This window comes from Microcoleus sp. B4-C1 (genome assembly GCF_036705285.1).
Taxonomy (GTDB): domain Bacteria; phylum Cyanobacteriota; class Cyanobacteriia; order Cyanobacteriales; family Microcoleaceae; genus Microcoleus.
Genome location: NZ_JAUBUC010000094.1, coordinates 1 through 24,408, shown reverse-complemented (window position 1 = coordinate 24,408; position 24,408 = coordinate 1). Strand labels below are relative to the sequence as shown.

Annotated in this window: 17 protein-coding genes and 1 tRNA gene; 13 read left to right on the top strand and 5 right to left on the bottom strand. The window is 46.0% G+C overall.

Features of this window, described 5'->3' with window-relative positions; genetic code table 11:
- Positions 1 to 192: 192 nt before the first annotated feature.
- Entirely contained in the window at positions 193 to 1,494 is a 1,302-nt protein-coding gene (locus tag QUB26_RS26510; RefSeq protein WP_333320370.1) for an NF041680 family putative transposase, read from the bottom strand.
- 653 nt (positions 1,495 to 2,147) lie between these two features.
- On the opposite strand from QUB26_RS26510, the gene QUB26_RS26505 reads away from it, so the two are divergent.
- Positions 2,148 to 2,963 (top strand): cobyrinic acid a,c-diamide synthase, encoded by an 816-nt coding sequence (locus QUB26_RS26505; RefSeq protein ID WP_333054027.1) that lies wholly within the window; start codon positions 2,148 to 2,150, stop codon positions 2,961 to 2,963.
- Between the two features lie 295 nt (positions 2,964 to 3,258).
- On the opposite strand, the gene QUB26_RS26500 is transcribed toward QUB26_RS26505, so the two are convergent.
- The gene (locus QUB26_RS26500; protein ID WP_333054028.1) at positions 3,259 to 4,302 is read right to left on the bottom strand and encodes an AI-2E family transporter; all 1,044 of its coding nucleotides are present in this window, start codon (positions 4,300 to 4,302) and stop codon (positions 3,259 to 3,261) included.
- A 125-nt stretch (positions 4,303 to 4,427) separates the two neighbouring features.
- Here QUB26_RS26500 and QUB26_RS26495 point away from each other — a divergent pair, with 125 nt between their 5' ends.
- The 9 genes from QUB26_RS26495 (at position 4,428) to QUB26_RS26455 (ending at position 16,467) form a co-directional block, all read left to right on the top strand.
- Positions 4,428 to 4,709, top strand: a complete 282-nt coding sequence (locus QUB26_RS26495) for a hypothetical protein (RefSeq protein WP_333253487.1) — start codon at positions 4,428 to 4,430, stop codon at positions 4,707 to 4,709.
- Between the two features lie 9 nt (positions 4,710 to 4,718).
- Entirely contained in the window at positions 4,719 to 5,870 is a 1,152-nt protein-coding gene (gshA, locus tag QUB26_RS26490; RefSeq protein ID WP_333320367.1) for a glutamate--cysteine ligase, read from the top strand.
- Positions 5,871 to 6,262: 392 nt separating this feature from the next.
- Complete coding sequence (locus QUB26_RS26485) at positions 6,263 to 6,724, top strand: tRNA (cytidine(34)-2'-O)-methyltransferase (protein ID WP_333242273.1); 462 nt, start codon at positions 6,263 to 6,265, stop codon at positions 6,722 to 6,724.
- 582 nt (positions 6,725 to 7,306) lie between these two features.
- A complete protein-coding gene (locus QUB26_RS26480) occupies positions 7,307 to 9,778 on the top strand; it encodes a peptidoglycan DD-metalloendopeptidase family protein (protein ID WP_333242275.1) in 2,472 nt (823 codons plus the stop codon).
- A 138-nt stretch (positions 9,779 to 9,916) separates the two neighbouring features.
- Positions 9,917 to 9,989, top strand: a tRNA-Met gene (locus tag QUB26_RS26475).
- 126 nt (positions 9,990 to 10,115) lie between these two features.
- Positions 10,116 to 10,715, top strand: coding sequence for a peroxiredoxin (locus QUB26_RS26470; protein ID WP_015178160.1), 600 nt, complete (start codon positions 10,116 to 10,118; stop codon positions 10,713 to 10,715).
- Positions 10,716 to 10,959: 244 nt separating this feature from the next.
- The gene (locus QUB26_RS26465) at positions 10,960 to 11,517 is read left to right on the top strand and encodes a redoxin domain-containing protein (RefSeq protein WP_333242889.1); all 558 of its coding nucleotides are present in this window, start codon (positions 10,960 to 10,962) and stop codon (positions 11,515 to 11,517) included.
- A gap of 192 nt (positions 11,518 to 11,709) precedes the next feature.
- Positions 11,710 to 15,783 carry a hypothetical protein gene (locus QUB26_RS26460; RefSeq protein WP_333320365.1) on the top strand — a complete coding sequence of 1,358 codons (4,074 nt, stop codon included), beginning with the start codon at positions 11,710 to 11,712 and terminating at the stop codon, positions 15,781 to 15,783.
- 120 nt (positions 15,784 to 15,903) lie between these two features.
- Complete coding sequence (locus QUB26_RS26455) at positions 15,904 to 16,467, top strand: Uma2 family endonuclease (protein ID WP_333320363.1); 564 nt, start codon at positions 15,904 to 15,906, stop codon at positions 16,465 to 16,467.
- A 293-nt stretch (positions 16,468 to 16,760) separates the two neighbouring features.
- Here QUB26_RS26455 and QUB26_RS26450 read toward each other — a convergent pair whose 3' ends face one another.
- Positions 16,761 to 19,229 carry an ATP-dependent Clp protease ATP-binding subunit gene (locus QUB26_RS26450; RefSeq protein ID WP_333242883.1) on the bottom strand — a complete coding sequence of 823 codons (2,469 nt, stop codon included), beginning with the start codon at positions 19,227 to 19,229 and terminating at the stop codon, positions 16,761 to 16,763.
- Positions 19,230 to 20,139: 910 nt separating this feature from the next.
- The gene (locus tag QUB26_RS26445; RefSeq protein WP_333242880.1) at positions 20,140 to 20,706 is read right to left on the bottom strand and encodes a hypothetical protein; all 567 of its coding nucleotides are present in this window, start codon (positions 20,704 to 20,706) and stop codon (positions 20,140 to 20,142) included.
- Between the two features lie 122 nt (positions 20,707 to 20,828).
- Here QUB26_RS26445 and QUB26_RS26440 point away from each other — a divergent pair, with 122 nt between their 5' ends.
- From QUB26_RS26440 to QUB26_RS26430, 3 genes are all read left to right on the top strand, one after another.
- Positions 20,829 to 21,842 (top strand): hypothetical protein, encoded by a 1,014-nt coding sequence (locus QUB26_RS26440; protein WP_333242877.1) that lies wholly within the window; start codon positions 20,829 to 20,831, stop codon positions 21,840 to 21,842.
- 157 nt (positions 21,843 to 21,999) lie between these two features.
- On the top strand, positions 22,000 to 23,100 hold the full coding sequence (locus QUB26_RS26435; RefSeq protein ID WP_333320361.1) for a glycosyl transferase: 1,101 nt from the start codon (positions 22,000 to 22,002) through the stop codon (positions 23,098 to 23,100).
- 273 nt (positions 23,101 to 23,373) lie between these two features.
- Positions 23,374 to 23,790: a secondary thiamine-phosphate synthase enzyme YjbQ gene (locus QUB26_RS26430; RefSeq protein WP_333242872.1), complete on the top strand. Its 417-nt coding sequence runs from the start codon at positions 23,374 to 23,376 to the stop codon at positions 23,788 to 23,790.
- Here the strand turns inward: QUB26_RS26430 and QUB26_RS26425 are convergent.
- Entirely contained in the window at positions 23,777 to 24,292 is a 516-nt protein-coding gene (locus tag QUB26_RS26425) for a heme-binding protein (RefSeq protein ID WP_333054040.1), read from the bottom strand. The genes QUB26_RS26430 and QUB26_RS26425 overlap by 14 nt on opposite strands.
- Positions 24,293 to 24,408 lie beyond the last annotated feature (116 nt).

Below are 24,408 nucleotides of genomic sequence, written 5' to 3'. Positions count from 1 at the left end.
CAAAAACCAATTTTTCTTTGACACATCTTCTCAAATCCCCTTGACAACTGGCATACAGGCTTAACTTGTGACCAATGATTAATTCCTCATGGACAGGATTACTGCAGTTTAGACTAAAAAATGATTGCAGCCAAAAGTAGCCGCCTTTGAATATCCGGCAAGCTGTTACTCAAAAACTTAAGAGGGAGAAGATTAAATAACTAATCTTGAAGACTTTTTACGTCGAGAAACCCGTTTTTTCACAGTGGGATATCGCGGTGCTACCGTCCGTACCCTTCCTTTTTCCCAGCCGGGGGATTTTCCCCTCTGTTTAGGCATTTTTGCGGGAGTACCAATGTCAACTAAAAGCGACAACATTGATTGAGCAACACGTCCAGGGGTTAAATTAATCGTAGCAGATTGCCAAGGCAGTCGATGTTCGAGAACTAAATCCCTAGCCAGCCAGAGTTGCCAACTCATCAACGGCATTAAATCACTCCACCGCTCGGATTGTTCGGGAGTTCTCAAGTTAGGCAAAGTCCAATGCAATCGTTGCTTAGCAAACCGATACCAATGATCCACTCCAAAACGTCGTAAATATTTGAACCAGACTGTTTCTAAGGGTAGAGTTCGTTCTCCCACCCAAGCCAACCATAAGGGTGGAAACGGCTGACCGTTTGACATGGGCTTCATTCTTTCCACCAGGATTAAATTGACTTTTTGTCGAGGGGCGCGATAAAAATGTAAGTCAATCCATTGTCTGACTCGGACTTTTCCCAAATCTGGATGTTCGTCAATTTCAATCTCTGTATCCGCTTGAAGCCATGTGGTTGGGTCATTGAGTCTCATTTTTTGCCCGTGTTTCCGTGGTCTACCGCGACCACTATAGGCTGGTGGTGCTGACCATAAGCAGGCATTCTTTCGGACTCTCATTAAACAATCAGCTTGAATGTCTGCTTGCGCTAATACCCAATTTGCATTGCCATATTCTCGGTCTAAGACTGCTAAGACTGGATTGATGCTCTGTTCACAAACAAGTTTAAGTTGAGAAGCTGCTTGAAGTATGGGTGAAGACCCACTACTAATTCTTTCATGGAGTAGGGGTAATGCCCAACTTCCTTGAGCTTCAGGTATCCAGGCAATTGTACTGTACCCTTGTCCAATAATTACACCCCCCTGATATTCATGGGTTCTGTCTTTTAAGGTTTTAGCGTCCGGTCTCCCCCATACAGTATGATCGATCGCCACTAATATATGTTCTGTTGCAGGTACTTGCTGTTCTAATTGCTCTTGATACAACTCCATCAGTTTTTTTCGGTCTGGTCTACAGTCTTGTAACGCTTCGTAGACGCTCTTGCATTGACGATTGAATAATGGATTGAGCGAAAATTCCGCCAAACAAGCCGCATTCCTTGTTGTCATTACTGCATCCATGAGCTCGAATGTGGCATCTTTCGCTCGCACCAATAATTCGTATGCTGCTTGACGAAAGTCCTTTAATCGTTCACTGTTCATTGAGGGAGTGGATAGGTTTTATTTTTCACCCTCATTCTCTCCCGGCGCGGTGGCTCAAGTCCTGCTTTTGCCACCGTTCTCTCTTTTTTAGTCTAAACTCCAGAGGATTAAGCTTGCACATAGGCAGTATGTGGAAAAAATAGTGTCCCAATAACTAGATATATCTCTGACAAGAACACCGTGCGAGTATAAGTTAGCACACCACTGAGTTACTGGTGGCTTTCCCACTGCAATGCTATCGAGCCACTGTCGCATTTGTTGCACGAGGATCTCGCAAAAAGTTAAGTCTTGGCACTGATTTTCCGGGAAAATACTTGTAGTCAACTTCACGATCGATCTCAGTAATGATTACTAACAAAAACTTATGAATCACCCGACTTAATCCTCAACGAAACCCACTGTTGCTCCAGTGACGTGAATAAGTTTTATGGGTGACACTCACAGTCGCAAAATGTGATGCGAAAAGCTAGCATTTGTGATTTAAAAGTCGCTAAAGTGTGAGACAGATCACGCCCTCTGTTCCCTCCAGAATGTATATTTAGATAGATGGCAATAAAATAAGACAGAATAACTGACCGCCTCCCTCGCATATCTCCTCTCCCATCATCTGCGATCGACGACTCTGTATACTTACTAATATAAGGTTTCAGGCAATGATTAAACAAAAACATAAATATGCCGACCTTGCTCAACTCCCCCACACAGATACCGTGCTCCAAAAACTCCCTGTAGAAGTTAAAGAATGGGCCCAAAGCTTGCCTTGGAACCAACGGCGCTATGTCTTGTCTCTCTGCTACATATTGTGTGCATCTACTCCCGACTTGCAAGCAGAATTTTTAGATAATTATACAGCCGACGGTTTAGTTTCAAAAATGTTTGAAGATGTAGATACTCTACACCGAGTCAAAGAGTATTTAATCAGATTTCGGGTCAAAAAACAATTAAACGAATCAGATTTAAGAAGCTACATCAAACAATTTTATATCCACTCAGCTCAACAATCGCTCCGAGAAACTGACCAATATTTAGAATCTGCACTCCGCTTCGTCTTGAGTACAGAAGAACGCAATAATGTTTTTAACTACATTTTGGGCTTTGAATTTATTAAAATTGTGTTTCAAATGAGCTGGTTGCAACACGAAAGATTAGCGAGACTCCAAAAAAATCAGTCGCAGTTTATTGAGGCCTATATCAAGCCGATTCAACACGCACACAGAATTAATGGCATAATTCTCCCGAAAGATGAGAGAATATTTTTTGCCCGACGCACCTATTACGTTCAACTACCTAACATTTCCTATAGAAGACTTATTGAGTTAGTCATGGCAACTTTTACTACAGAAATGGTGAGTAATTGCGGATTTTCTATCAGTCGCCACTCTCAAGCTCTGCGTTTTGACTGCGATTACATTTATGATCCAGAACCAGAAGAAGAAAGATTTCCTACTGACTTGCAATTTATTCATTAACTTGACACAGTAAGGTGTACCTCATATGTTGCACCATTCTCAATAATCCTTTTATGAACAGGCTTTCCGGCCTGTTCCACAAGAAAATTCACTCTTTGTGGAACAGGCCGGAAAGCCTGTTATTGAGAATGGTGCAAGATGTGAGGTGTACCCTACGTTGCTTTTTTCTTTTTACTTCTCTTTATTTTTATTGGCGCTTTGGGCACAGGATAGTTTTTGAAGCATGGGACTTCTAGTCGGCCGGTTAAAATCGGATGTTGCAGCCTGATTTTATAAAATAGGATGGCTGTATCCATTAACCTTCCGCTTGCATTTCTTCAATGTCAAACCAGCTAACTATCACTCCCGCTAGCGGAATTGCTAGAAATATGCCTAAAAGTCCTGCTGATCTTGCCCCCACTAACAGTGCAAAAAATACCACTACCGGATTGAGGTTAAGGGAATTTTGCATCAGTCTGGGATGAATAAAGTTGTCTTGAATTTGCTGCAAAACAATGCAAGCTGCCAATACTTTTAAAGCTAGCCACACATTTTGAGACAATACAATAAAACAAACTAAGCTAATCCCCAGCGTGGCTCCAATCCCTGGAACTAAATCAAACAATCCGATAATAAATGCTAAAATTAAAGGAAATCTCACATCTAACAGTAGGAAAATTCCAAAACTAGCTGTTGTCAAAAATAACATTAACAGAATTTGTGCCTGAAAAAATCCTAAAAAGTTTTTCTCTATTGTTATACTTAAACGCCTGTGCAGGTGTCGAGGTATAAACTTGAGAACTAACAGCCACAGCCTCTCTCCATCAAGTAACATGAAAGAAGCCACCACCATAATTAATATTAAATTTAATAAATTGGTTAAAAATACTTGTAAGAAAGCAATACTCCAAACAACTCCAGATAAAGCTTGATTTCGCAGTTGTTCCTCAATAACTCGCAGGTTAACTTGCAGGTTTCTCGCCCGCAGGAATGCTTCGAGGCGCTCGGACAGAGGCGCCAGAGCATTCACAAATTCAGTCAGGCTGTCAATTAATTGCTGTCCTTGAGATAAAAGAGTGACGCCTACAGTGACGGTGAGACCGCCAAAAACTAAAATGGTGAGCAAGACAACGAAGGCGACAGCTAAACTTCGCGGTAAAAATCTTTGGAGAGTTCGCACCGGATAGTTGAGCAAAAAAGCCACGAGTGCAGCAATGGTGAAAACCGCGACTGCAGTTTCAAAGTAAGCTAAAAGTTGCAGTCCAGCCCAACCAGAAGCAAATAAAAGCAAAAACCGGACTAAGGCTAAATTGCTTAGCATATTCCAAAAATTGGGAGGAGTTCTGTCTTGCTCTTTCACAGGGATTTTTAGGGGTTAATATTATAGCTCAAAAATATTGCAGAGCTCTCTTTTAGAATCGCACCCAATATATATCTGCGGCTATCCCCCTCAAGGCAGAAAACAGATGTCGAACTGAGGCAGGAGTGGGTTCTATTCACCATAAGTTCGATCGCCCCCAATACCGAATCAAACACAAGCGCGATCGAACAAACAGCCTTTCTGAGTCTAAAACCGCCTCGGAAACTCTTTGTCATGGCAGTATTTGTCGTGGCAGGCCCCCAACTAGGAAACAAATGCTCAAACAAGCTGGCGCAGAAAAACCCCGTTTCAGTGCCAGTCGCGAAAAAAGTCAACTCTGCCTCGTGGGAGATAGTATGAACAGGTCAATTTTTGGGATACTAGAAACTAGCACTCAACTTAGCTGAGGAATAAACGTGCTGCTATCAAAAGGCTTTGAAGTAGAAATGTATACCGGCACTCCCGAAGGTGAGGTTGTCGGTCTCTCCGATCGCATAGTCGCCGATCTAGAGGGATTTGTCCGGGAGCCTGATAGCCGCAATGTGGAGTACACGACCGCCCCGCTGTGCAGCTACGATCGCCTGCTGTGCGCCTTAGTCAAGCCGCGAGTCCGGCTGCGCGAGTATCTCAAACAATTGGGCGACTATACCTTGCTGCCGGGAAGTACCCTGTCTCTAGGAGGGAGCGATCGATTTTACAGATCCGATCCCAACAACCCCTACCACACCTACATCGAGCAAACCTACGGCACCAAAGTCGTCACCGCCAGCATTCACATCAACATCGGCATCTCCCAACCAGAAATGCTGATGCGCGCCATCCGCCTCGCCCGCGTCGAAGCACCGCTATACCTTGCCATGAGCGCCTCTTCCCCCTTCCTCGACGGCGAAGTGACGGGCTATCATTCCACTCGGTGGGGTTTGTTTCCCAAAACTCCCGCCATCGTCCCCCTGTTTGAAAGTCACAAGCATTACATTCAGTGGACTGAAGAACAGCTAGAACTCGGTACTATGCAAAACGTCCGCCATTTGTGGTCTGCAGTGCGACCAAATGGCGATCGTCGCCCCTACTGTCTCAACCGCCTCGAACTGAGAATTTGCGACCTCGAAGTCAATCCTCTGGCTTTGTTAGCCATCACTGCCTTACTAGAAGCTCGCATTTGGCAGATGATGGAAGACCCCAGCTTAGACCCCTTAGAACTCAGCACCTTACCGGAGGCCACGCGCAACCAAGACTTAGTTGCCCTCACAGACGCCAACGAAATTGCTGCATCCGAGCAAAGTTTGGATGCCGAACTTACCCACTGGCAAGACGGCAGAACTATTCTGGCACGAGATTGGATTGAGGAAATTTACCGAGAAGTCTGGCCTTTCGCCAAAAAACGCGGCTTTAGCTGCTTTCTCTCGCCACTCAAAAAGATTCTCCGGGAAGGCAACACGGCCCAGCAGTGGTTGAAGCTGCACGAGGGAGGTTCGGACACCCGCAGTATTATTCTGCAAGGGATTCAGGGGATGGCTCACCAAGAATGGGAGCTTGAAGACAACTTGTGCGCCCAGTTAGTTGCCTGAAGTACCCGCCGTTATGATAAGGGGGGCTTTCACTAGCCCCCTGGCTATGCGTACTCAGCGAATACAAATAGCCCGAACCTCCTGGTCAATCGATTTTAGATTTTAGATTTTAGATTTTAGATTGACTTGCGCGAGATAAATACGTTCGGCAAGTTTCATCGGATACAGGTTTTTTATTTCACCGGTCCTGAGTCTGCTTTCGGAATGAATCACGTGGCGGGTATCCTGGATGCTTGATTGTCAAAAGTTGCAGAGCACCTCCCAAAAACCAATCAGAATATTTAATCAATGGATCTCGACAAAGGTTATAAATAAAAGCTATAAGGTATATCTACCTGTGGGTAGTTTTATAAATTTCCCAATAGCTGTATTTTTCGCTTTTAATTAGCTTCATGCCCCAACTTGTCTTGATTCACCCGCAAATCCCCCCGAATACTGGCAATATCGCCCGCACTTGCGCTGCCACAGGCACAGAACTGCATTTAGTGGGTCCGCTGGGGTTTGAAATTAGCGATCGCTACCTGAAACGGGCCGGCTTAGATTACTGGCCCTACGTCAACCTCCACTGCCACGAAGACTTAGCGGCTTTTTTGGCCTATCGGGAGCAGCGCGGGGGACGCTCGATCGGATTCAGCACTGGCGGGCGATGCAATTACGCGCAATTCCAATTTCAGCCCAGCGACTGGCTGATGTTTGGCTCGGAAACTGTAGGCATTCCCCAATACGTCTTGGATGCCTGCGACGCCACAGTTTTCATTCCGATGAGCCAGCCTGGAGTCAGGAGTTTGAACCTCTCCGTCAGCGCCGCTGTGGGTTTATTTGAGGCTAAACGACAGTTGGGGGAGCTGGGATAAATCATTATCAACGCATAAATATATAGATATTTAATAGCTGCCGGAGGGGACAAAATCTCGATTTTAATATAAGAAATTTGTATCAAAGGGGTGAAAATCTAGATAGCCGACATTAATATATTTTATTCATTCAAAAACAGATTGTTATCAGCAACACCAAATTACTCCCCAGATGATTCAGCAACAAAAACAGAGGATATTAGCGATTTAGGGCGCGAGCGAGTACCAGCTTGGGTCTGAACACTATATCTAGTAAATATACGGTTGTAGGCTGTCCGGAAATTAGCATAAAGTCAGATAATAGGTAAGAGTTCAGATCCTTACCGGAACGAAGATTTTATGTATTCGTTCCAGCTATTGCGGTGTAAGGCTTGTGGGGTTAATTGCAGCAGGTTTGACCGAGAATTTTAAAATTTCTGACGGTTTGAGCTTGTCTAAATTAAAAAAGCAAGGTAATCTGGCCTAAGCATGATAGCTGTCAACAATCAGAATATTTTTGCTTGTTGATTTAAACTCAGCGTCATGCGATCCCCTTGAGTGTTTCCAAGGACAGTTAGCGCTTCTCAGTAGGAGGTCGTTTTTTTGAAACGAACATATCCCCAAATTAAGCCTGTTCAGGCTAGTGAAATCGACAGAGACGGTTCTGCGGAACCATCCAAACAGACAACGCTCAGCACAGGCAGAGTTCGCTCTCTCGCCACGATCGGGCTGGCAATATCGGTAGGTGCTTCTGGCATCCTGCTACCGAGAAATGGAGACAGCGCTCGCGCGTCTGAACTCGCACCGACATCAGAATCCACCGCTGTACAGCCAGTATCGGCCAACGGGCCGGCTACGTCCGCACAAGTTGACGGTTCCAGGGCCGAACAGCCCGGAGCACCTTCTGAGTCGGTGACGGTTAAGGTGCAGGAAGGGCAAAGCCTTTGGGAGCTTTCTCGGGATTATCAAGTTGAACCGTTGGTACTAGCAACTGCCAACGAGATCCAACCCGATACCATACTCCAAGTTGGCCAACAGCTCAGAATTCCGACTGCGACGGAAGCCACACCACAACAGAACGCCGGCTATAGCACATCGGCTTCGCTAGAGCGCGCAGCGACGGTCAATCCCGAACAAGAGTTTAATCTGACTGGCTCCGAGCCATTGGATAGTGCAGCCATGACAGGGCTGCCATCAACCGCAGCGACCCCGCTGGTCACGACGGTACCGGAACAAAGTTCGATCGAGATCCCGAATGCAGACGGGGCGATCGACAGTTTGAAGAAACAGGAAAACCGCACCACAGAATCGGGTCGAACGATGTTCGGGTCGGAGGGGGGAGCAAATTTATCTACATCTGCGGCATTTTTGCCCGAGTCAGCACCGACGCTGACCTCCCCCGAATATGCAACTGGGACAACTATTCCTGACCTCGATGCCACACCTGTAATTCCCAATTCCGGGGGAGGTCAAGCAGCATCGCCCGATCGAGCATTCGAGTCAATTGAACAGTCTTTAGCAACACCCAGTTTGCCCACGGCTGTGCTAGTCCCCCCTGCAGGAAGTACCGCCGCGCCGGCTGAGGTTCTCTACAGCGTGCGTCCGGGAGATACAGTAGATGCGATCGCCAAAGGTCACGGCGTATCGCCCACAGATCTGATCTCCGTCAACAAGCTCGGCAACCCCAACTTGCTGAATGTCAATCAACGGCTCAAAATTCCCCAAGTTGGGTTTAAAAATCCAGGGGTGCAGGCGGCAGCCTCTTATTCTGCCTCCAACTCTACATCTGTCTGGGCGGCGAATTCGGTTCCCGCATCTTTGAACCCCAGTTCGTCTACTTCGGAAATAGTCGGTGCTGGCGTTGCAGCACCCGCGCCCACAGTGCCTGTTGTCTCTCCCCTGGAGAACCTGGAAGGTCTGAACAATATTTCAGCGCCGATGGTTCCCCAAATTAACAGCATTTCGCTGACTCAAGTTTCCCAAACCATTAGCGATCCACGGAAGCTGGATCTTCAAGGGGAACCAACATTTACAGGTGCTGTTGACACCAGTGCCCTGCCCTCGCCAGCCAGTGCAACTGCTACCGCCATCGCTACGGGAGAATACCCGCAGCCGATCGGGTTCGTGCCAAATACTAGCGGCCAGGGTTCAAATGCCGATCCAACTAGCGCTTTACCAGAATCGAATTCGGAGGCTCGGACTACCGCAGAAGCTCTCAACCCTTATTCCGAACGCTTGAGGGCAGAAGTTGTCAGACTGCGAGAGGAATATCGTGCCTCGCGCAATTCGATCAGCGCCAATGCGGTGTCCCTGGCTCCAAATGACGGGCCCTCGGTCAACCAGTCTGAGGATATGCCAAGTGTCAATCCATATCTCTACACCCCCGACTATACTGAGGCGGTGCAGAATGAAATCAGCAGACCGCCATCAAGAGCTTGGTCTGAGCAGGTTCAGAAGCAGCAGCAAGAGCGTTTAGACCCCGCTCGCGCAGCGGAACTGCAACCGATCAACCTGACGCCAAAAAGCACTCAGGATCAGCCGGTCGTGGCAACTGCTCCTTTGGGAGCCGAGGGTTACGATCCCCTAAGTAACCCGTCTTTGGGACGCATGGTTTCTCCAGAACTGCCTCCTCTTTCGAGCCCTGATACTTATCTGCCTAACGGCAAACAACAGTCTGCTAGCCGGTTTATTTGGCCGTCTAAGGGCGTTCTGACTTCTGGCTACGGCTGGCGGTGGGGACGGATGCACAGGGGAATTGATATTGCAGGGCCGATCGGCACGCCAATTGTGGCAGCATCAGACGGGGTGGTTACCTATGCTCAGTGGAACGACGGCGGCTACGGGTATCTGGTGGAAATTACCCATCCTGACGGCACTGAGACTGTCTATGCCCACAACAGCCGGATTTTGGTGCAAAAGGGTCAGAGAGTCGCTCAAGGGGAACAGATTTCAGAAATGGGCAGCACCGGCTTTAGTACCGGGCCGCACTTGCACTTTGAAATTCATCCCGCCGGACAGGGTGCTATCAACCCAATGGCTTTACTGCCCGACGATGCGTCCAGCGCTTCTCGGTAACGACTGGTCGAAAGTTATGGGTTTTGAATGATTACCAAAACTCATAACTTTTACTAGAAGTCATTAGAAATAGTGTTGTTTCAAAAGCAGACATAGCTAGCCCTACCGTGCTACGATAGTAAATCGTGAAGTAGATTTGGCTCAGTGGCGCAGTGGTTAGCGCAGGGGACTCATAAGCCCAAGGTCGCAGGTTCAAATCCCGCCTGAGCCATTATTTAATCAAAAAAACTGCGCTCTCAAATTTGAGAGCGTATTTTTTTGATTGATCGAGAAGATACTTGTAGTCGTTATGAGTATGATATATTTGTAACAGTTCGTAAAAAAGGAAACAAAATCTATGACCAGTGAATGCCTCCGGGTTGGTCAAGCTGCACCCGACTTCGCAGCAACAGCCGTAGTGGATCAGGAATTCAAGACAGTTAAACTGTCCGACTATAAAGGCAAAAAGTATGTAGTCCTGTTCTTCTACCCCTTGGACTTCACCTTTGTGTGCCCGACTGAGATTACAGCATTTAGCGATCGCTTCGAGGACTTCAAGAAAATCGATACCGAAATCCTCGGCGTATCCGTGGACAGTGAATTCTCTCACCTCGCTTGGATACAAACAGACCGTAAATCTGGCGGTGTTGGCGACCTCAACTATCCCTTAGTTGCTGACCTCAAAAAAACAATTAGTTCGGCCTACAACGTCCTCGACCCAGAAGCAGGCATTGCCCTCAGAGGTCTGTTCATCATCGACAAAGAAGGCATCATCCAACACTCTACTATCAACAATCTTGCCTTCGGCCGCAACGTGGACGAAACTCTCCGTACTCTGCAAGCTATCCAACACGTCCAGTCTCATCCCGATGAAGTTTGTCCCGCCGGCTGGCAGCCCGGTGACAAGACCATGACTCCCGATCCTGTCAAGTCTAAGGTATTCTTTGCTGCGGTTTAAGCCGATTATATTTGTACGGACACGGCAGTGTCGTGTCCCTACCCGCAGAGGTATTCCTTTAACCTGACATCTTGCAGCAATATCAATAAGAGGATTTTTCGTGGGGTCGGGCGGGTTTATAGAACCTATTTGCAAGCTTTAAGGCTGTTGGCGAACCCGCCCCTACGGCTAATTGAGAATGCTGCAATATCTCAGTTTAACCGGATTTTTAAATTAGCAATTAGCAATTACCCAATTAGGAAATATGCTGACTTCTACTAATTTTAGCGGCTTGTTAAATGAGCGGTTTTTCCAAAATTTATTGCCTGTTCCGGCGAGTAATGTTCTGAAGCTGGGACAGATGACGCCAGATTTTGAATTGCCGGATATTAATAATGGCAAATTGGTGCGGCTGTCGAATTATCGGGGCGATAGACCGGTGGTTCTGGCTTTTACGCGGATTTTTACAGAAAAGCAATATTGCCCTTTCTGTTTTCCTCACATTAAAGCTTTGAATGAAAACTGGGAAAAATTTGCCGATCGCAATATAGAATTATTGATGGTTGCCAGTACCGACGATCGCCAAAGCCAAATTGTGGTTAGAGATTTAGGCTTGAAAATGCCTCTGCTTTCTGATCCAGGCTGTCAAGTTTTTCGGGATTATCAAGTCGGTCAGGCTTTAGGTGCTCCTTTGCCCGCTCAGTTTGTTTTGGATGCAGATGGAAAACTCCTCTTCAAACATTTGTTTTCTTTCATAGACCACAATGCTAGTGTGGAGACTTTGTTGAAATATGTCGGTAAGGAAACCGCTGCTGTGTCCTAATTAGGAGTTTTTCACCGCTGATGCACGGGGGTTTAGGCCCATCAGCGGGATTTTTTCACCGGTTGACACTAGCTGCGACAGGTCTTTAGTAATAAATACTTATTGTGCCAATTTCGATGGCGGAATGTTGCCATGTTCGCTCGACATTAATCTAGGCTATAGCTTGAAGGTACTTAGTACAAGTTTAAGCCAATGTCGTCTCCCAAAGATCGATCGAGCAAAATTGAATTGAGCATCTTAGCGTCGCATCCTGAGTTGTTGACAGGTTTAGATGCGTGGCTGCGGCTAGGTTTACTTTCGCCCGCTGAAGTTGAGGAATTGTGCCGACAGTATTTAGTCTGCCCACTCAGAGATCCCGCTGTAGATTTTTCTGAAATTGAGAACCCGCGAGATCCTATTGCCGATCCAAAAGTACCTGCCTTATCAACACAAAAAGCAGTACCTAGCAGCCGTGAAAGCGTTGCTAGACCCACAGAAACTACTCAAACCCCTAATTTTATCGCTCAAATTTTGCACTCGCTAATGGCAGAAATTAGCGTGATGTGGCTGTTGTTTTTAGGAGTGTTCATGGTAGTTGTCTCCTCTGGAGTCTTAGCTGCCAGTCAGTGGGAAAGATTTCCTGCCGCCGGACAATATGGAGTTTTATTAGCTTATACTTTAACCTTTTGGGCGATTAGCAGTTGGGCAAACAGACAGCAGAATTTGCACTTGACTGCTCAAACTTTGCAAGAAGTGACGCTGTTGCTAGTGCCGATCAATTTTTGGGCAATGGATACTTTTGGATTGTGGCGGTATCCTTGGGATTGGGCGGTAGCAATTGCAGCGGCACTTATTTTGACATGGATAACTGCCCGGATTATCAAATATCAATATCAAAGCGGTTCAGGAAAAAACATCACTCGATCGATCGCCCTAAATCACTTGGGATTGAGTTATTTGCACTCTTGGTGGGCATTTGCCGGCTTTGCCCTTACTGCGGTTTATGTGGGTACAGTGGGAACTGCTGCTACTACAGTTTATCAAATTCAGCAACAACGATTGCAATCTATCCAAGGTGGGGGAAATACTGAAACATTCCCCGCTGGTTTCAGTTTGAGCAGAGATTTTCTGACTTACAAAAAAGCAGCTTTAGTAGCTTATTCGTTAGGGATTCTACTGGGTCGAGCGATATTTGTCAAGGATGTAAATATCGCTGAAATGGGTTTAGCTTTGGCGATTTGTGGCGTGCTTTTAGCATGGCTGGATTGGCAGCACCCCCTCACATCTGGGACTATTGAAAACAATATATCCGACCAGCCAAATCCCGGCAACTTTTTTAAATGGCAATTAGTGGGAGGGGGTTTGTTGGGTTTGGGGTGGCTGGTTTGTTTTCGCGACATTCCGCTACAGGCGATCGCCGTTAGCGGATTGGCTGTTTGGTTTTTTTATAACCGTTTAGTGCGGTTTTGGCAAAAGTTTGATTTGCTAATGCTGGAGGCGGTGGGACTTCAGAGTATTTGGCTGTTTTGGCGAGTGCTTCCTTTAGGGATTAAAACACAACTTGTGGCATTTTTAACTCAGCTTACCAACTCTCAGGAAACTCCTTGGGCTTTTTGGGGTGTTCTGCTGTTGCCTTATTTAATGTTAATGGTAAGTGTGGCGCAGTGGCTCTACCGCAAGCGAAAGTTTCAACTTGCCAGTTTTGGGGAAAAGGTTGCTCTCGGTTTGGGGAGCGTTTTAACTGTTATTAGTTTTGTCAATCCGTTTTGGCGATCGCTCAATTTATTAGTCTCTACTTTAATTTTAGGTTGGATCGCTTGGAAATACGTAATTCCCGATAATTCCCGGCGAGTTTCGAGGCCGGATTCTGCGGCTGAACAACCGGGAAATCCGGCAATTTTGGTTCCCATAACTCACATTATGGGTTTAGGCGCGATCGCATCTGCAATTGACTTATTTTTCCCAAACCTGACACCCAATATTTGGTCGGCAATATTATTAATATTCATGGCGAGTGAATGGGTATTTTTTGTCGGGATGAAAGCGGCAAATTTCCGAGAAAACTCTGCATTTTTTCGCTGGCATCCTGCATGGTTTCAAAGTTCGTGGTATCTGGGCTTAGTATTAGCAGGAGTCAGCTTTGTCTTGTTGCAAAATTATTTGATTGCGGGTACTGCCACTCATCGCCCTCAGTGGAGTTTACTCTGGCTGGCGACTCCTTTGGCTTTGACTGCTGTTGCTAAATATACTGAGGTTCCTCACAAACGAGTTGCTAGTACCTTTAGTACGATCGCCCTAATATTTGCCCAATTTCTAATTTTTACTTTTCCGGGATATCGGTTAATTGGTTTTGGTTTTGCCGCCGGATTAATGTTGGTCAATACTTACTATTTAGTAGAGCTACCAGCGGCTGCGATTGGAGTGGGATTTGGCTTGAGTTTCGTAGCTGCGGCGATTTATGAATTAGGTTTTGTTTCGGGTTGGGATTGGGGAATTGCCGGGGCGATCGCTCTTTTGTGTCTGTGGTTGCTTCGCAGCATGATTGTTCGTTTTTCCAGCCGTTTGCCTGAATCTTCTCAATTAGCTCAAATTTACGATCGAGCTTTAGATGGGTGGGCAATCTTACTCGCAGGCTTACTGTTAACAACTATTACTTTTTATTCCTATGAACTCTACGCAGCCAGTAGCTTGAGTTTCCCGCCCTCGGCTGAAGTTTTGGCTGCTATTTTGGTGATAATGGCTGCGATTATTTTCCGAAGTTTACGGCAACTTTCCCCTCTGGCAATTTATGCCTTGGCTTGGAGTTTGGAGTTGTTGACAGCAGTGGGTTTAAGTTTTGTCGATCGCACTACAATTAATTTGGCAGTTGCTAATATCGCTCTCGGATTGTTTACGCAATTGTTGGGGGATTGGTGGCGGCGCCGTCACCCCCATCCAACAATCTTACCTAGCATTCATGTTATACCTTTGGTTTATGGGGTATTGGGTTTAACTTTCCGATCGCACACTTTGACAAATTGGACTGGTTTAACTGTGTTGGGGGCGTCTTTAATTGCGATCGGCATTGCTAGGCGGGAACCAGAATTCAAACCTTTGGTTTATTTAGGATTAATTGGCGTTTCCGTTGCTGCTTACGAATCGCTACTATATCAAATTTTTCAAACACCAGGAGGAGCTTTTGGAGACGGCTTAATTGTCCTGGCAACTCTCGGCACAACTTTAACATATATCTATCGCATTTTATCTCCTTGGCTCAGCAATTATTTACATTTAACTAACGCAGAGTTAAAAATATTTGCTCACCTGCACTGGGTTTTGAGCAGTTGGCTGCTGATTTCAGCTTCTGCGAATGATATTAAGTCCGGTATAAGTTTAGGATTAGTCACTGGTGCTTTATTAGTTCAATATGCTTTCTTGCAAGGGCGAAATAATCTCGATCGCCAATGGGGAGAAATTTGGATTTACTTGGGCTGGCTAGAAGCCTTTGGCATCCGGCTTTATTGGATCAATACGCCTTTAGTTAAGTATATTTCCGGGCCGCTGGGGCCTTGGAAAGTTGCCTTCGCTTCTCTATTTGCCTATTTCATTTACATTTTGCCTTGGGAAAACTGGGGTTGGTCAAAAAAACCTTGGCAGGTAATTGCTTCGCTGATTCCAATAGTTACTATTTTGGAAAGTCCGGCTAAGTTTTATCCGATTAGCTTGCTGATAGCTGCTACCTTCTATTTTTTCCTGGCTTGGGAAAGGGAGGAAGTCCGTTTTACCTATGTGAGTGTGGCGATAATTGACTGGATAATGCTGCGGTGGTTCTGGCAAATAGGATTGACTCAGCCAGAGTTTTATGTTACTCCTTTAGGACTTTCTTTACTTTACATTACTCAGTTCGTGAAGCGTAGCTATCCCGTAGGGAATCGCACTCTCAAATTACCAGCACAAAAACCGCTGCGCCACACTCTGCGAATGCTTGCAACGGCGCTGATTTGCGGGATGCCTCTTTTGACTCAGCAAAGCCACGGTTTAGTGGCGGCAGCTTTTAGTTTGGTGGCGATTGCAGCGGGTTTGGCGCTGCGAGTTCGGGCGTTTTTGTTTGTGGGAACGGCTGTATTTTTAATCAATGTTTTCTATCAGTTGGTGGTTCTGATTTTCGATTATCCGCTGATTAAATGGGCAATTGGTTTGGCTTTTGGCATTGCATTTATCTGGATTGCTGCTACTTTTGAAACTCGGCGCGATCGCATTTCTGCTTTTGTGCAGCATTGGGTTGTGCAATTACAATCGTGGGATTAGATTCAGCGATTGTAAGGCTGGCAATGCCTGCCCTACTGATGCACTACTGTTCGATGTAGTATAATCACATTATTAGACCTGCGGCCGCAGACAAACACTCCAATATTCCCGGCATAACCAATGAGCACAACTCAGTTAATCAAGCGGTTATTTACAGTAAAAGAATATCATCATATGATTGAAGCTGGCATCTTGACAAAAGATGATAAAGTTGAATTAATTCGAGGAGAAATTGTTCAAATGGCCGCCGTCGGTAGAAGGCATACATCTCATGTCAAGCGTCTGACAGAGTTATTCTATATCCGCTTATTATCGAGAGTAACCATTGGAGTTCAAGATCCGGTAGAATTGGACGATCACTCCGAACCTGAACCGGATATTTCCTTGCTCCGGCGGCGCGATGATTTTTACGAATCGGGGCATCCTCAGTCTGAGGATATTTTACTAATTGTCGAAGTAGCGGATGCAACCGCTAAAACTGACATAAATATCAAAATTCCTCTTTATGCGGAAGACAATATTGTAGAAGTTTGGCTGGTAGATATTAACGAGCAATGTGTAGTAGTGTATCGCGAACCCTCTCCCTTGGGATACCAAAATATTCAACGATTTCAGCGGGGTCAGGTTTTATCTATTCTAGCTTTTCCAGATGTAGAAATTGCTGTAGATAATGTGTTGGGATAAAAGAGTCATAACTCATACCATTTTAGATTTTAGATTTTAGATTTTAGAAGTGGGAATGATATCGTTTCCGGTTGTATCGGAATGATTTAACCGCAGAGGGCGCAGAGAACACAGAGGGAGAGAATACAGAGAGGAATAATTCCGATGCTACCGAATTTGATATGACTGATTATATAAGGATTTGGAGCTTGCCTAAAGTTGCTTTTTTTAAACTGGTTTCATTTAATTAAAAACCCGGTTTCTCGCAGAAACCGGGTTTTTAATTAACAGTATTTATCTGTGTGTAGAGCGCATTAATGGCTTAATGCGAATTCGGGCAATTTCGGCTCAGATGAACCATCGGGCACTACCTTAACCTGACCGTTTTCATCCACATCAACGATCGCCTTTTGGCCGTCTTTTAGCTTCCCAGACAGCATTTCCTCAGCCAGTACATCTTCCAACAACCGCATGATTGCGCGGCGCAAAGGTCGAGCACCGTAGCTGGGATTGTAGCCTTCTGTAACTAACAAGTCCTTGAACCGGTCTGTCACCGACAAAGTAATACCCTGTTCGGTTAAGCGGCTGAAGACTTGCTGCAACATAATGTCCGCAATCTGCTTCACTTCTTCCCTGTTCAACTGGCGGAAGACGATAATCTCATCCAAGCGGTTGATAAATTCGGGACGGAAAAACTGTTTCAGTTCTTCGTTTACCAAGCTGCGAACGCGGTTGTACTGAACGTCTGCTGCACTGTCAGCAAACTCGAAACCGAGACCGCCGCCGCCTTTTTCAATTACTCGCGAACCGATGTTTGATGTCATGATCAGTAGTGTATTCTTAAAGTCTACTGTCCGACCTTTAGCATCAGTTAAGCGGCCGTCTTCCAAGATTTGCAGCATCATGTTGAAGACATCTGGGTGAGCTTTTTCGATTTCGTCGAACAAGATGACTGTGTAAGGACGGCGCCGGACTGCTTCTGTTAGTTGGCCACCTTCGTCGTAGCCGACGTAACCCGGAGGCGAACCGATGAGTTTGGAAACCGTGTGGCGTTCCATGAATTCGGACATATCTAACCGAATCATGGCTTCTTCTGAACCGAAGAAATATGTTGCCAGGGCTTTTGTAAGTTCCGTTTTGCCGACGCCTGTGGGCCCGGAAAAGATGAAACTGGCGATCGGGCGATTCGGATTTTTCAAGCCTACCCGCGCGCGACGGATAGCCCTAGAAACTGCGCTGACAGCTTCTTCTTGACCGATCAAGCGCTGGTGCAAAGTATCTTCCATGTGCAGCAGCAATTCCGATTCGGATTCGGTCAGCTTGCTGACTGGTACTCCCGTCCAATTAGCCACGATGTGGGCGATGTCTTCTTCGGTGACAATGGGAGAAGTTTTGAGTTGGCTTTTGTTGATCGTAGCTTCGGCGATTTCGGCTTCTATTTCTAATTCGCGATCGCGCAATTTTCCAGCTTTGTCGAAGTCTTGCTCGCGCACTGCTGCATCTTTTTCTTTTGTTACTGCGGGCAGTTGCTTTTTGAGTTCTTTAACTTCGGGCGGGGTTTGCGAATTCATCACGCGGACGCGGGAACCTGCTTCGTCAATTAAGTCGATCGCCTTGTCTGGCAAAAACCGATCGTTAATGTACCTGTCTGACAGTGTGGCCGCTGCTTCTAAAGCTGCGTCGGAAATTGTCAGTCTGTGATGCTGTTCGTAAGCCGATCGCAACCCGTACAATATTTCTATGGTTTCAGCCACGCTCGGTTCACCGACTTTTATCGGTTGGAAGCGCCGTTCTAAGGCAGCGTCGCGCTCGATGTGTTTGCGATATTCGTCCAAGGTAGTGGCGCCGACACACTGCAATTCGCCTCTAGCAAGGGCGGGTTTGAGCATATTGGAGGCGTCCATGCTGCCTTGAATTGCGCCTGCACCGACTAAGGTGTGAATTTCATCGATTACCAGAATGATGTTGCCTGCAGCGCGAATTTCGGCCATGATTTTCGTCAGCCGTTCTTCAAATTCGCCTCGGAACTTTGTACCAGCAATCAGCGAACCCATATCGAGGCTGATTACTTGTTTGTCTTCTAAAATTTCCGGGACGTTTCTATTAACAATTCGCTGGGCTAAGCCTTCGGCGAGGGCTGTTTTGCCGACTCCCGGTTCGCCTACTAACACTGGATTGTTTTTCGTGCGGCGGCCGAGCACTTGGATCACGCGCTCGATTTCATTTTCGCGGCCCACCACGGGATCGAGTTTGCCGGCTGCGGCTAACTTGGTCAAGTTTGTGCCGAATTCTTCTAAAGTTGGGATTTTGCGATCGCCGCTATCTCCCCTACCTCCGGGTACCGCCGCGACTTCTCCGACGGCACGAATTACCTGCGTGCGGACTCTCTGGCGATCGATTCCCAAGTTTTGCAGCACCTTCGCCGCCACCCCTTCATCGTCCTGAATCAGCCCCAGCAGGATGTGCTCGGTGCCAATGTAATTGTGGCCTAACTGCCGCGCTTCGTTCAGGGCAGTCTCAAAAATGCGCTTGACGCGGGGCGTAAAAGGAATTTCTGGCGGGAGGAACCCGGAACCTCTACCGATGATATTTTCGATTTCATTGCGCGCCTCTTTCAAGTTGAGGCCCATATCCAGTAATACTTTTGCAGCGATGCCAGTGCCTTCGCCGACGAGCCCCAGAAGAATTTGCTCGGTGCCTACAAAATTGTGACCGAGGCGCCGCGCTTCCTCTTGGGCTAGCATGATTGCTTTAATGGCTTGTTCTGTAAAGCGTTCAAACATATTTTTTCTATCCTACTGTCTTGGCGAGGGCTGTATCGCTGCTGGTGAGGAGCGATTTGGAACACTACACAAATTATAGATGTAAATTTTTGTGTATTTCCTTCTATAACAATGTATCTTGCTAAAGGGGTAGGGACAGTGGGGAGAGCCGAATAGTAGGGGTGTGGTTGCCGTCAATCGATTTTAGATTTTAGATTTTAGATTAAAGGATTGAAGCATTGATCCCACGGATAAATACGTTCGGCAAGTTTCTCGGATACAGGTTTTTTATTTCTGGACGGATGAATCCAGGGGCTTGTATCCTGGATGCTTGATTGTCAATAATCATGCTATCTGCTGTGCCTCAATTTACTTTCCCACGGCCACTCTGTCAAGCATTCTCTCAAATAAAGCCAGCGAAACTGCTTCGATCGCGAGCGAGGAATGCTTTTGTTTGCAATGACGCGCGGCGATGCAGAGTATTTCGCCCCAAAGCCATTTTATTTTAACAGATTAAGGGACTTCTGGGATCTCCGGCTCGCAATGGCAAAATTGGCCACGTTTTTCAATTGCTATTATTTACATACTTGCCGGAGAAATTACCCGGAGTTTAGCCGCCTGTTTTTTTCTGCTTTTAACTTTTTTAAGCCTGACAATTTTATCTTCTTTTAAAACAATTTTATGGTATATGACTGCGAATAGATTCGAGCAGGTGCACGAGGTTTCCATCGTCTCCCACCATAACTCGATCTAGCAAAGGTAGGGTGCGTGACTTTAAATAGATTCGAGCAAGTGCACAATGTCTAAACAGTCACGCACCATAACTCGCTCTTCACCTGTGGCTCGCATACTTGCCGGAGAAATCATAAAAAACTTAAGAAATGTACTTTTTTGGTGCTTTTGCCTTTTTAACTATTACACTTCGCTACTTTTAAAGCCATCGTGAAAGCAACTGTTCAATTACTTTCACAAAGCCGATCGCAATTTGGATCAATGGCCAACCCACCAAACAAATTAACACCGCCCAGCGAGTTTTAATATCCAAACCTTGGCGAACCGCCACAATTACAGCTAGCAAACTCCACACAGCTAATATCCGCTCAATTCCTTCTCCCAGCAAAGGAATTAGCGTTAAGAAATTCAGCACTTGGGGCGCGTAGGCAAAGCCGATCGGAACCAGCAACTCCTCATAAGTTACGTGACCCGGTTTCAGCCACTCCCCGATTTTAAAGATAGTGAAAGTCCAAAAATAATAACCCCCCGCGACTGCCAAACCATCTATCAAAAGTCCTAGAAATAATACTGATGGCTCAGTTCGGTTGATCAACAAGATGGCAGCACTACCCAACACGCGGGACAGCGCAGCTAAAATTACAATTGTTAAAGCTATTCGCTTAGTTCTGCGAGTGTAGGGAGTTTTTTCGTAAAAATTGCCGTTCAAAGAAAGTGCGTTCCAAAGCGTTGCGCCCAAACCTGCAATTGAATCTTCTCCTTTCACGTTGAACTCCTGCTCCTCAAGATAGTTGACAACTTTTACAAAATAAGCTCTAATACAGCAGAATTACCGAAGTATTTCTAGGTAATTAAGTAATTAATTGGCATTCTACCAGATTTTATTAAATGCTAAGATTGATTTTACGGATACTTGCATGGCTGCGCGGGGGAAGTTTAAATTTGTTGCTTATCGCCGGTGTGATCCTGATAATTTGGGGCATTCTTTCGCCGGTGGGAACTGTTATATGGTGGCTGAATCAAAGTGCCGAAACTTTTGGTCTCAAGAAAAATCCGCCGGAGATATTGCCACAGAACAACGGCAATCTAGAAGCGCGTAAGTCTTCGCCACTCAATTGTTATATCATCTTTTTAACGGGAGTTGGCGATTTTTCGGGGGACGAATTAACCCCTGGTGAAGAGTTGTTTCTCAAGCGTTTAGTTAAAAGTCATCCGCAGTGCGTAGCAGTGGGCGATGTTTTTCCTTATTCAGCTTCTAACAAAAGTTTAGGAGGAGAGCGCTGGCTAGCTCCTTTTTGGCGGTTTGCAGAACAGGCAAAAAAAGGGCCGATTGCGGGGAATATATTCATTAAAATTCGCAATCTATGGAGGTTTGCAATTTCTCTAGATTATCGCTACGGCTTTGCATACAATCAGGGAATAGCTAATGCAATTATCGAGCGGATGAATGCTCAATCTCCCATTTCAGTTAATTCTCAAAAACCTGTGAAAGTTATTTTAATTGGCACTAGCGGCGGAGCACAAGTTGCTTTGGGTGCTACTCGCTATCTTAAAGAATGGCTGAAGGCAGAAATTACGGTTGTTTCGGTTGGGGGCGTGTTTTCGGGAGAAAATGGTTTTGCAGAAGCCGATCGCATTTTCCACTTTCGCGGCACTCGCGATTCAGTTGAGGATATTGGCGGCATAGTTTTTCCCAGTCGCTGGTACTGGTACGCGACTTCTCCTTTCAATCAAGCTCGTTTGCAAGGCCGCTATGCAGCAGCTTTTAGCGGCCCTCACAAGCACGACGGCGATGAGGGATATTTTGGGGAAAATCTGGCGGCGGATGGTAAAAAGTATGTAGATATAACCCTGGACAAGATTAATCAATTGCCTGTTTGGTCTGAGGGCGCGTCTGATTGATAAATTCTTGCGTATTCGATAGCCATTAGTTATTAATTGTGTCATTGTTGGTTGTGCGTTGCTTGAAGCTTGGCCTTGTTGCCTTCCAGTCTCTACATCCAATGCCCAATGCCCAATTCCCAATTCCTAATTCCTAATTCCCCATTCCCTATTATCAATGTCTAGACCAACATTATATATTGCCATCACGAATCACGGATTCGGTCACGCTGTCCGAGTTGCGTCCGTAGCTGCAAAAATTCAAGAATTAAATCCAGATATTTTACTAATTATCACAACAACAGCACCTCGCTGGCTGCTAGAATCTTACATTAGTGGCGACTTTATCCACCGTCCCCGCGCTTTTGATGTGGGTGTGGTGCAAGCTGACAGTTTGAATATGGATAAAGACGCGACGCTGGAAAAATTACGGGAAATTCGGAAAAAGCAAAATTCCCTAATTGCCAGCGAAGTTAATTTTATCAAGCAAAATCGGGTGGGTTTGGTGCTGGCAGATATTCCTCCTTTGGCAACGCGAATGGCGGCAGCGGCTGGGGTTCCTTGCTGGATGATGAGCAATTTTGGGTGGGATTTTATCTATCGAGATTGGGGCGGGGAATTTGTAGAAATGGCAGATTGGATTGGTGAGTGTTTCGGAATGTGCGATCGGCTTTTTCGTCTTCCTTTGCACGAACCGATGCCAGCTTTCCCAAATATTCAAGATGTTGGCTTAACTGGCGGCAACCCTCGCTACAGTAACGATAAAGTTCGGGAAGTATTCGGAATCGAAACACCGCTGGAAAAAACTGTATTGTTGACTTTTGGGGGACTGGGTTTAGAGGAAATTCCTTATCAAAATTTACAGCAATTTAGCGACTGGCAATTTATTACTTTTGATGCGGGAGCACCCGATTTGCCGAATTTGATTTATGTCAAAAATCAGGCGTTTGCACAATTTTTCCCGATTTTACCGCGTCCGGTTGATATTATGCCTGTCTGCGGGCGCTTAGTTTCTAAACCGGGATACAGCACTTTTGCGGAAGCTTTGCGCTTGGAAATACCTGTTGTTTCTATCATGAGAGAAGGTTTTGCAGAAGCTGCGGTGTTGCTGGAATGGCTTCAAAATTATGCGGAACATCAAATTGTGACGGCGACGGAGTTTTTTGAGGGGGATTGGAAGTTTTTGCGACAACCGCTGCATCCGCCCCGTTTGTCGGGTAAATTGGATAAAAATGGTACCGAGGCGATCGCCCAAGCTGTTGTAGACTATTTTTATTAGACCTCGACCGAATAGTAAGTTTTGAACAGGCATCCTGCTTGTTCCACAATAATTATTGGAGAGGTCTAATATACCAGTAGTAGTGGTAGTAGTGGTAGTGGTAGGTTGGGCCCGTGGAACGAAACCCAACATCCAATTAATGAGTGTTGGGTTTCGTGCCTCAACCCCAACCTACATAATAAAAAAGGAAGAAGTAAGATGTAACAATAGGAGAATATTTTTGCAATAGTTTCTTTGAAAATCCCAAATCTCAAATCCCACATCCCAAATCCTATGACTCATTACCAACAAATATTCAAAATTAAAACTACAGGGAAGTCTTTGTGTAAAATTACCGATCAGATAGAAGATGCGGTGGCGACTTCAGGTATTAAAACGGGACTTTGTAGTTTATTTTTGCGCCATACTTCTGCTAGTTTGGTGATTCAAGAAAATGCTGACCCGGATGTACTTAAGGATTTGGCTAACTTTTTAGCTAAACTGGTACCGGAGGGCGATCGCTACATTCACGATGCGGAAGGCCCAGACGATATGCCGGCGCACATTCGCACTGCGCTGACTCATACTTCTGAACAAATCCCGATCGATCGCGGCAGGTTGCTGTTAGGAACTTGGCAGGGAATTTACCTGTGGGAACACCGCCAGCGGGGTCACATTCGCGAATTAGTTGTTCACGTCAGCGGCACTTGATCGGAATTTGTACCTCGCTGATTTTAGTTGCTTCCGGCGTCATCGGGGAATTGTAAAAAAAACGGCGCGGCGGCCCGACTATTTCGTATTCAGGATGTTCTTGAAGCCAATCTTTGAGTTTCTGGAGGTTATTTTCGTAGCTTTCCCAAGTGTAGGCCCCGCCCACGCCAATGCTGACAACCGTCATCGGCGAAGTATCCGTGATTTCTACAGCGGAGTTAACGCTGCTGGGGGCGATATTTGGTGTGGGATAGAGGAACGAAACTTCAGCTTGGGGAACAGCATCGATTGCCTCGGAAGTTTCCGTATAGCGCGCTTCTACTGGCGTTGTCATCGCAATTTGGTTGTTGCTGATGTGTTGAAATAAAGGATTGAAGGCGATGCCAGTTGCTTGTCGCAAATCGCCCGCGTGGGTGTAGGTGACAGCGCGGTACTGAGGATATTGCTTCACTTCTATCACCCCAATCTGTGCGGGTTCAGGGAATCCAGTAGGTAATACCATTTGAGATTTAAAAGTTGAGATTTTACATTGAAGAATGGGGAGTGCGATTCGTTTAACCTAAATGGGTAGAGATACTCAGGGATGGTTAGCCTAACCAAATGGTTAGTATAACTGAA